The organism is Cellulophaga sp. 20_2_10, from assembly GCF_023476645.1.
Lineage (GTDB): Bacteria > Bacteroidota > Bacteroidia > Flavobacteriales > Flavobacteriaceae > Cellulophaga.
This window is the reverse complement of the sequence record NZ_JAMCOJ010000025.1, coordinates 1-9,467: the sequence shown is the minus strand read 5'-3', so window position 1 is coordinate 9,467 and position 9,467 is coordinate 1. Positions and strand designations below refer to the sequence as shown.

At 33.7% G+C, this 9,467-nt stretch carries 6 protein-coding genes; all 6 read right to left on the bottom strand.

Annotation, left to right across the window (positions count from 1 at the left end; translation table 11 throughout):
* Positions 1 to 190: 190 nt before the first annotated feature.
* Positions 191 to 1,348 (bottom strand): thiol-activated cytolysin family protein, encoded by a 1,158-nt coding sequence (locus M4I21_RS18100; RefSeq protein WP_249560639.1) that lies wholly within the window; start codon positions 1,346 to 1,348, stop codon positions 191 to 193.
* Positions 1,349 to 1,396: 48 nt separating this feature from the next.
* On the bottom strand, positions 1,397 to 2,263 hold the full coding sequence (locus M4I21_RS18095) for a hypothetical protein (RefSeq protein ID WP_249560638.1): 867 nt from the start codon (positions 2,261 to 2,263) through the stop codon (positions 1,397 to 1,399).
* Between the two features lie 170 nt (positions 2,264 to 2,433).
* Positions 2,434 to 2,712 (bottom strand): F0F1 ATP synthase subunit delta/epsilon, encoded by a 279-nt coding sequence (locus M4I21_RS18090; protein ID WP_249560637.1) that lies wholly within the window; start codon positions 2,710 to 2,712, stop codon positions 2,434 to 2,436.
* Positions 2,713 to 2,781: 69 nt separating this feature from the next.
* Positions 2,782 to 4,290, bottom strand: coding sequence for a F0F1 ATP synthase subunit beta (gene atpD, locus M4I21_RS18085; protein ID WP_249560636.1), 1,509 nt, complete (start codon positions 4,288 to 4,290; stop codon positions 2,782 to 2,784).
* A gap of 228 nt (positions 4,291 to 4,518) precedes the next feature.
* Positions 4,519 to 6,003 (bottom strand): SGNH/GDSL hydrolase family protein, encoded by a 1,485-nt coding sequence (locus tag M4I21_RS18080; protein ID WP_249560635.1) that lies wholly within the window; start codon positions 6,001 to 6,003, stop codon positions 4,519 to 4,521.
* 9 nt (positions 6,004 to 6,012) lie between these two features.
* Positions 6,013 to 8,817 (bottom strand): TonB-dependent receptor, encoded by a 2,805-nt coding sequence (locus M4I21_RS18075; RefSeq protein WP_249560634.1) that lies wholly within the window; start codon positions 8,815 to 8,817, stop codon positions 6,013 to 6,015.
* Positions 8,818 to 9,467: the final 650 nt, after the last annotated feature.

The window sequence follows — 9,467 nt, the reverse complement described above, 5'->3', positions numbered from 1 at the left end:
TCTGGCTCCACTTGAAAAGAAACTTCTTTAAGCTCACTCAAATTTGCACTAGAATTATCGTCATTTTTATCACACCCTATAAAGAAAAGTGATAGGCTCAAAATACTGACAATAAACAACCCGCTCCTATTTTTCATTTGTTTCTACTATTAAAAGATATTCTGTACTCATTTTTCAAAAATCCTTGTTTTTAATCTACCTTGTACTCCAAAATTTGTTCGGTATACATTTGCTTCACCTCTACCTCTGTATTGTCTAACAACCTACGCACTTTGTAACTAATAGGCGCTGCAGAACCAACAAGATCAGCAGTGTTCGGCGTTTCTAGAAAGCGCACAAAACTATTGTAGTCTGTAACTCTACCACCCAATTCTACAGGACCACCCGCAATAAGCACTTTAACCTTATTATCTTCAAAAAGAGATTTAAACTCCTCTGAATAATTCACATCTGTACTTGCTTCTACTACTGCCAAAGCAACTTTAACTGATGCTTTCACCATTGTACTATTATAGGCCTCATCTTTATCTGTTTCTATTAACAAATATGCAACCCTACCATAGTCAACACTACTCACGTATAATGGCTCATGAGAACCTAAATCTTCTGTATCCATATCACCTTCTATCCATTGGGTATAATTTTTGGGATCTATAGAGGCATTGTAAAACCACTGACGCACTTCTACAACAACATACTTTTTACTAGAAAGTGTACCACTACTCTGACTAAAATTAAAACTAGAAGAAACCAAACCTCCTAGCACATCTGCCTTAACATGTATGTCCAAAGTCTTATTAAAACTTTCTTGAGTTGTTACTGAGTTACTCTCGTAACTATAAAAACTTGGTACTGCCGCGTAGTCAATTAAAATTTTATTGTTTTGTAACAAACTATTTAATGCATATCTAACACTACTCAACTTAGGTGGCGTTGAAACACTAACAGGATAATCACCCCCTCTAAGTGTTAATGAAAGCTCAACATCATTAAACTCATTTTTAAGTACAATAGGGTCATAAGCTGCATCCATAAAAGAAGAACCTCGTAAAATGCTTCCTGGATAAATAATATCCGATTTATTCGCACTAACAATAGAAAGTGGTTTTAAAGTAGCTTGCTTCTCAACCAAAGTAAGATATTCATAATTTGTTTCATTAGTTGATGCATTAAAACGTGTATTTCCAGTTTTTTCAGAGCTAATAATATTATCTGGCTCTACTTGAAAAGAAACTTCTTTAAGCTCACTCAAATTTGCACTAGAAACGTCGTCATTTTCATCACAAGAAATAAAAAGGAAGGTTAGACATACACTTTTGAGCATAAGTAACTTGCTATATTTTTTCATTTATAAAGTATTTAAGTTAAATTGATTAATATTCTTGTTTGCAAACAATTAAAGTCCATCGCGATTTTCTATCTTAATGTTTTTATAATCGATAATGTTTGAAGGGCTATTTGAAAAAGTTTGAGTAATTTTTAAATTTTCTATTATAAAATTTGAAATAGCTGGAGCGCTTGATTCTGTAGTCTTATCATCTTTAAACAAAAGTTCTTCACTAACAACGAAGTTGTTTTTATATTCACTATCATCCCCATAAGTAACGCTATACGTATGAGAAATTCCATTTTCATTAGTTAAATACTTATCATAATCTTGCTCACCATCATCTATATTAAAACGGTAATAGCGCGTTTTTTCCGAGTGATTGAAAAGCCCCGAATCCCTAGTTTCCCTGTAAAAAGTCCAAGCATTTATTTTTACTGCATTAAAAAGTAAAGACTCTTCGCTTATATCAGACACATAAGATTGCTTAATCATTTTCTGTAAAGTAAAACTTAACTCAAAAGTACCCGGTTTTAATATTTCCAAGTAAAAATCACTATTTGCGCTTGTTATAACAATACTATCCCTTGTTCCATAGCTATACACCGATTTAGTTCCTGAAAAAGTTACAACTTCTACAGGCCCAGTTTTCTCTATAAAGTTATAGTCTAATTTATTAACCTGATGTTTTAATTGACTTCCTATAACAGGCTTTAAAACGTACACTACATTTTCAGATCCATCAAAGTTTTCAATTTTAATATTACAGCCAAGGAGATCATCAACTTGTAAATTAGACATCGAAAGTTTATTAATCCCAGCAGTTAATGTATATTTCGAATTATGATTAATATCTAATTCAGACGCCCCATCATCGTTTTTAGAACACGCCGTTAAAAGAAGAATAACAGCAATAATATAGTAGTAAGTTTTCATAAAATTGAAGGTTTGGTTGATTGGTACAACTAATATACGTTCAAGATTACAATTTGGATTACACAGATGTAGGAATTTTATTAAAAAAATTAACGATCTCATTTTTAAACACAAAAAAAGGGTTATACTACAAATAGTATAACCCCCTTTAATTCCCTGTGTTCTTAACGTTAATCTGCCAGCACAATAATTTTATTATCTTTCATCTCTATAGTACCGCTACTTATTGGTAAAACGGTTTCTCCGTTAGAACCTTTAGAGAATTTATCCTCAAAAGCTTCATCTACAACTATATTTCCTTGAATCTTTACGGTTCCTTTTTGTAATAATGATACAATTGGTGCGTGATTAGATAACATTTGAAAATCCCCATTAATACCAGGTACAATTACAGAAATAACTTCTCCTGCAAATAATGTAGCTTCTGGTGATACAATTTCTAAATACATAATTATAAAAGTATTAAGTAATTAATATTACGTGTTGATATAAACCAAACACGTAATATTATGTATTATTTATGCTTCAGCAAGCATTTTTTCTCCTGCCTCTATAGCTTCTTCAATAGTACCTTTAAGGTTAAATGCAGATTCTGGTAAGTGATCTAACTCACCATCCATAATCATATTAAATCCTTTAATAGTGTCTTTAATATCAACTAAAACACCTTTAAGACCTGTAAACTGCTCAGCTACGTGGAAAGGTTGAGATAAGAAACGTTGTACACGTCTTGCTCTACCTACAGCCATTTTATCTTCTTCAGATAATTCTTCCATACCTAGAATTGCAATAATATCTTGTAATTCTTTATAACGTTGCAATAACTCTTTTACACGTTGTGCACAAGAATAATGATCTTTTCCTAAAATTTCTGGAGCTAAGATTCTAGAAGTAGAATCTAAAGGATCTACCGCAGGATAAATACCTAATTCAGCAATTTTACGAGACAATACTGTAGTTGCATCTAAGTGAGCAAACGTTGTTGCCGGTGCTGGATCCGTTAAATCATCCGCAGGTACGTAAACCGCCTGTACAGATGTAATAGAACCTCTTTTTGTTGATGTAATACGTTCTTGCATTGCACCCATTTCTGTTGCTAATGTTGGTTGGTAACCTACTGCAGAAGGCATACGACCTAAAAGTGCAGATACCTCTGAACCAGCTTGTGTAAAACGGAAAATGTTATCTACAAAGAAAAGTACATCTTTACCTTGACCTTCACCTGCTCCATCACGGAAATATTCTGCAATAGTTAAACCAGATAATGCAACACGTGCACGTGCTCCAGGAGGCTCATTCATTTGTCCAAAAACAAATGTTGCTTTAGAGTCTTTCATTACTGATTTATCAACTTTAGATAAATCCCATCCGCCTTCTTCCATAGAATGCATAAAGTCATCACCGTATTTGATAATACCTGACTCTAACATCTCACGTAGTAAATCGTTACCCTCACGAGTACGCTCACCTACACCAGCAAATACAGAAAGTCCACCATGACCTTTTGCTATGTTATTAATTAATTCCTGAATCAATACTGTTTTACCTACACCAGCACCACCAAATAAACCAATTTTACCACCTTTTGCATAAGGCTCAATAAGGTCAATTACTTTGATACCCGTAAATAATACTTCTGTAGAAGTAGATAAGTCTTCGAATTTTGGTGCATCCCTATGGATTGGCAAACCATCTTTACCTGCTTTAGGTAAATTTCCAAGACCATCAATAGCATCTCCAATTACATTGAATAAACGTCCGTAAACGTCATCACCAACTGGCATTTGTATAGCGCTTCCTGTTGCAAAAACCTCTGCTCCACGGCTTAATCCATCAGAAGAATCCATAGAGATAGTTCTTACTGTGTTTTCACCAATGTGTGATTGTACTTCCAAAACCAAAAGTGATCCATCTGCTTTTTTAATTTCTAATGAATCGTAAATTTTTGGAAGATCTACCCCTGCTTGGAACTCCACATCTATAACTGGGCCAATAATTTGGGAAACTTTACCTGTAACTTTAGACATTGCTATCAGTATTTATTTATATATAATTTTTCGTTTTTCAAAAAACATAAAACTCTGCAATACAGACCCTACCTTTTTCAGGGTGCAAAGATAAGTTTTTCAAATTTAAATAAAAACTACTTTTTATTGTTTTTTTAACTTATTGAAAACCTTTTAATTCTTGCACTATATTAATAAAAAAAGCGCCTTAACTATTAAGGCGCTTTTTAAACTTATTTTAAAATTTATTTATTGTAATGCTGGAGAAAAATTTGTTGAAAAAACTGCTGCAGCAGCTAGTGTTTTAGACGCTACAAAGTTAGACCCATATGTTGCATCAATAGCCTCTAAAAATTTATTAGCCATAAGCGCATATCCTCTTGCTGTTAAATGTATCCCATCTAAACTAACCAAACCACCCACAACTAAATTTGTTGTCATTGTATACTCATCAAAGGTAATACCCGTTTCAGAAGCCTGAGAAAGAACAGAATTTAAATCTACTAATGCTAGTCCTTTTGCAGAAACTACCGAAGCAATTGTTGCATTGTATGCATCTGTTGCTGTGTTAATAGCTGCTAATTCACTCGGTATTAACACCCATTTGTCTTTTAACGGTACAGACACACCATTCACTTTTGTAGGATCACCATTAACCTCTGTTCCTATAAAAGATGACGCAGGCAGCACCAATAAATCTTCCGGAGTTGCCTGTCTATAACTTGGCAAACCAAATGCAGATAAATCTGTTAAATCTTCATCTTCAATAACCACTGCATTAGTTAATGACGGCATAAATTCTATTGTACGTGCATCAGCTTCATCTTGATCAATTTGACCTAACGAAACCATTGTTGACAAGCCTCCATTGTACTGTGCATAGCCATTATTTACTGCAGATGCCGTAGCAGCATCCATTGGCAATGGGTTATAAGGCACAGTTGTAAAGTGAGGTAATGTTGTTATATAAGGCACATTTGTTACTGCTCCTTTTGCTCCGTTTGCAGTTAAAGCATCTACAATAGTACTTAATGCATAATCAAAAGTAGCTGAAGGTGTTATTGCATTTGAATCATCTCCGCCAGAAGTTGCATATCCTAAAACATCGTTTCCTCCAATTTCTGATAATGTAAAAAATGTTGGATTTTGCGCTACAGTCATTTCTAACATACTAGCATCTGGAGTGCTCCCTGTCATCCTTACAAAATAAGGATTTGCCAAACCAGCAGACAAATTAGATATATTTCCGTATCCGTTTGCTAACAAATGAAAACTTTTAGCTCCAGGAACTCCCATATTCTGAAAAGGACCTGTTGGATTATTTAACAGCACATCTGTTGTAACTGTAACGGGCGCTTTAAGCGCTATCTCTAGCGGTACTGGACCTGCTCCACCAAAAACCAATCTTGGCTCTACAATTCTATTGCCGTTTAAAGCCAAACCACCAAAATTATCATTCGTTAAGGGTTGAGAAAAAGTTGAACTACCACCCGCATTTACAAACATTGTTGCTAATGTACTAGGAAATGACATCTGCTGACCTGCTTTAAACAAACCACCATCTGTATAACCAGCAGTAAAAGACGCGCCAACAGCGACAAAATTTGAAAAATCTACTGTACCCGCCGTTAATTCTGGTGTTGGAGTTTCAACCATCGTAGATGAATCGTCATCATCACTACAAGAAGAAAATGCTGCCATTGCGGCAATAAGCCATATATATTTAGTTTTCATATTAAAATCTTATAAATTATTAATTGTCCAAGAAAGGTAGTACTGAGATCCAACATAACCTGTACCAAAAGCAGTGAAGTATTCATCTCCTAACAAGTTAGATGCGCCAACTTTAAAGTTAGATTTTATACTTGGAACTGTAATATTAACCTGAGCATCTAACACGCTGTAAGAAGGTACTTGTCCGTCTCCAAATGAAGCCTCCCAAAAGTAAGAATCACTCCATCTGTATGCTACGTTAAATCCTATGTTTTCAAACAAGTCTGTTTTACCAAAACTAGCTTTAAACTTATGTTCAGGCGTATTAAAGTTTGTTTTAAAATCTGGATTTGCCTCTTTATCAAAATCTAATTTAGAGTATGTATAATTAGCACCTAAATCAAATCCTCCAAGAACTCTAGTATCTAAACCTAAAGTGGCTCCATAAGAATTTACATTTGCTTCTGAGTTTGTATATGTTTGGTACGCCTGGTAATCTCCGTTTGCAATTGCTATCATAGAAAGTCCATTATCACCAGCATCTCCATAAAATGTAGAAATTACAGTTTCATTAGATAAGAAATCCTTATAAACGTTATAATAACCACTTAAATCTATAACTACATGGTGTACTTTACCTCTATATCCTAATTCAAAAGAAGTTACCTGCTCTGGCTTAGCCAAGTTAGAGTTTGCTACTTTTAAATCTGCTGGGTTTCTAGATGCTCCAAACGCTTGTACTGAGCTTGCTAAATAAGAATTATTGTATGCACCGTCACCTGATTTCTCAATAGTTGCTGGCTGCCCATAATTATCTTGAGCCTCTTGGCTAATACCAAATGTTCTAACATCTCTTTCTAAGTTATCCTTAGCCCCTCCAATTAAAATAGCTCTACCAACATCTAAACCAATATATAAATCTTGCGTAGTTGGATTTCTAAACCCTGTTTGAAAAGATGCTCTAAGGTTGTGATTTTTGTTTTCTCCTAAAGTATAACCCGCAGCTAATCTTGGTGAAAAGAAACCATCAAACAATTCAGACTTATCATAACGTAAAGAACCAGTTAATTTTAAACGATCTTCTAATAATTTTTTCTGCATTTGTGTATAAACACCAAATTCAGAATACTTAATAGGACCATCATTATCTGTATAAATAGTACCAGAAGAATTTAATTCGTATGTTCTAGTTGAACCACCGATTTGCACTTCTGCAAATTTTAAATTATCCCCAAAGTTATAATTTGCATCTGCATGGTAAATCTTAGAATTATCTTGAAATTTAGAACCAGAAGAAAGATCTGGATCATTAATACTTTTTTCATAAGCTGCTTGAAACTCTGGTGTGCCCGGCAAGTACCTTCCACTTTCTGCCTGAGCTCTAGCCGCTGAATGTGCCTGATCTGATGTTGCTCCACCTAATGTATTTAATACATATGTACCAACATATTCTCCAAACCATTGCTTATCGGGTTTCCAAGCTCTATTTATATTGATACCCGTAAATACCATATCATAAGAATCACCTGCTTTATCCTCAGTCATGTAACCTCTTAAGAAAAAATTATCATTTTTAATTTCTATTTTATGCTGTTGCAAAAAGAAATCATCAATTGCGTATCTATTCGCTCCTTGATAAATTGTAGAACCAGAACCAACTTTACCTACATAAGATATTTCAAAGTCATTTTCCCAAGGCCTAAAATAAAGACCCCAATCTGCTTTAATACTTTCTGCGTTGTAATCCGTTAGATATTTTTCACTATAACCTGTTCTACTAACATTTACACTTGGCACCAAAGCTTCAGCTCCGGCAGGTATAATAGTATTCCCTGTTAAAGGATTAATCGTTTTTGAAAGTATTTGCGCAACACTGTACATATTCTGACTTACTTCATCACCATATACGTTTACACCATCATAATCTAAATCATCTCTAGTTAAACCACGAAATAATTTGTCCGTCTCATTATCAGCACCCCAATCTGTTCCTTTTAAGTAACCAAAATTTACTTTACCAGCAAATTTCTCACTAAACTTATGAGCAGCTCTAATACCAAAATCTGTATATGTATTATCTCCTGAAACTTCTTGAGAGGTTACTCCTCTTTTCATATATGAGCTTATACCCTGAAAATCAAAAGGACTCTTACTCCTCATAAATAAAATTCCATTAAATGCATTAGCTCCATATAAAGCCGATGCAGCACCAGGTAATAATTCAACACTTAAAACATCCGTTTCTGTCATTCCCAAAAGGTTCCCCAATGGAAAGTTTAATGCAGGAGCGGCATTATCCATTTGATCTACCATTTGCATAAATCTAGTATTTGCAAACGTTGCAAACCCCCTAGTATTAATAGATTTAAAGGTTAAACTATTTGTATTAATATCTACCCCTTTAAGGTTTTCTAAACCATCGTAAAAATCTGATGATGCTGTATTCCGAATATCTTTTAACCCAAAACGCTCTACAGACACAGGAGATTCAAAAATACGCTCCGGCGTTCTAGAAGCAGAAATTACAATTTCTCCTAATTGTGTTGCCTCTTCATTTAATGTTATTGTTAATGTTTGATTATTTGACGTTACATTCACAGTTGAAGATGAATAACCAATGCTCGTAATTTTTAATTTAAATGGAGGAACTTCTGACGTGGTTAACGTAAAAATTCCATCAAAATTAGCTACTACACCTTCTGCTTTTCCAACAATTACCACATTGGCAGAAGATACTGGCTGATCATTTTGATCAACAACCTTTCCTTTTATAGTTGTCTGAGAATACCCCAAAACTCCGAAAATAAGGAAAGAAAAAAGAATTATTTTTCTCATTCTAGTATTGAATTAAGTTAGTTTTGATGTGAAGTTATATTTTTTTTTGATTTTAACAACTATTAACAGTAATAAATTATGCGTGCATAGTATATTTTTAACATAAATACCACTATAAATTTAAATATACACTAAAAATTATACGTTATTTTTAGTAAAATGAAACAATTTCAACTATCATAACCCTCTTCCAACGACATAAAAAGATTTAATAATTTAAAAATTAGCTTACTTTTAACATTACACTGCCTCTTCTTAGTCTTAAGTTCAAAAAACAGTTAACATATTACGTATAACAACAAATAGTACCTTAATTACTAGATAATCCATATTCTATTTAGAGTAAACTCTACTTTTAAAGCAAGTTAGTACCTCTAATACCCCTACAAAATAGATATTCTAATGCTGTATACTAGCCTATATAAATATAACTAAACCAAGTTTGGATACTCCTTTCTAAATAAAAAAAGGCCTAGAGTATATCTAGGCCTTTTTTTTGTTTCTGTGTGTGTGTTTCTGTTAGTGTTTCTATAGATTACCACCTATAAATCTACACTAATATTTAAATTTAGGGTATAAAAAAAGCCCTTATCGTTAGATAAGGGCTTTTGAAAAAAGGCGACGGCCTACTCTCCCACCTAGTGGCAGTA

What these genes read in the sequence shown, in the direction of transcription:
- M4I21_RS18090 (WP_249560637.1), bottom strand. Translation starts at nt 2,712, where the DNA reads ATGTATTTAGAAATTGTATCACCAGAAGCTACATTATTTGCAGGAGAA.
- M4I21_RS18080 (WP_249560635.1), bottom strand. Translation starts at nt 6,003, where the DNA reads ATGAAAACTAAATATATATGGCTTATTGCCGCAATGGCAGCATTTTCT.
- M4I21_RS18095 (WP_249560638.1), bottom strand. Translation starts at nt 2,263, where the DNA reads ATGAAAACTTACTACTATATTATTGCTGTTATTCTTCTTTTAACGGCG.
- M4I21_RS18100 (WP_249560639.1), bottom strand. Translation starts at nt 1,348, where the DNA reads ATGAAAAAATATAGCAAGTTACTTATGCTCAAAAGTGTATGTCTAACC.
- atpD (WP_249560636.1), bottom strand. Translation starts at nt 4,290, where the DNA reads ATGTCTAAAGTTACAGGTAAAGTTTCCCAAATTATTGGCCCAGTTATA.
- M4I21_RS18075 (WP_249560634.1), bottom strand. Translation starts at nt 8,817, where the DNA reads ATGAGAAAAATAATTCTTTTTTCTTTCCTTATTTTCGGAGTTTTGGGG.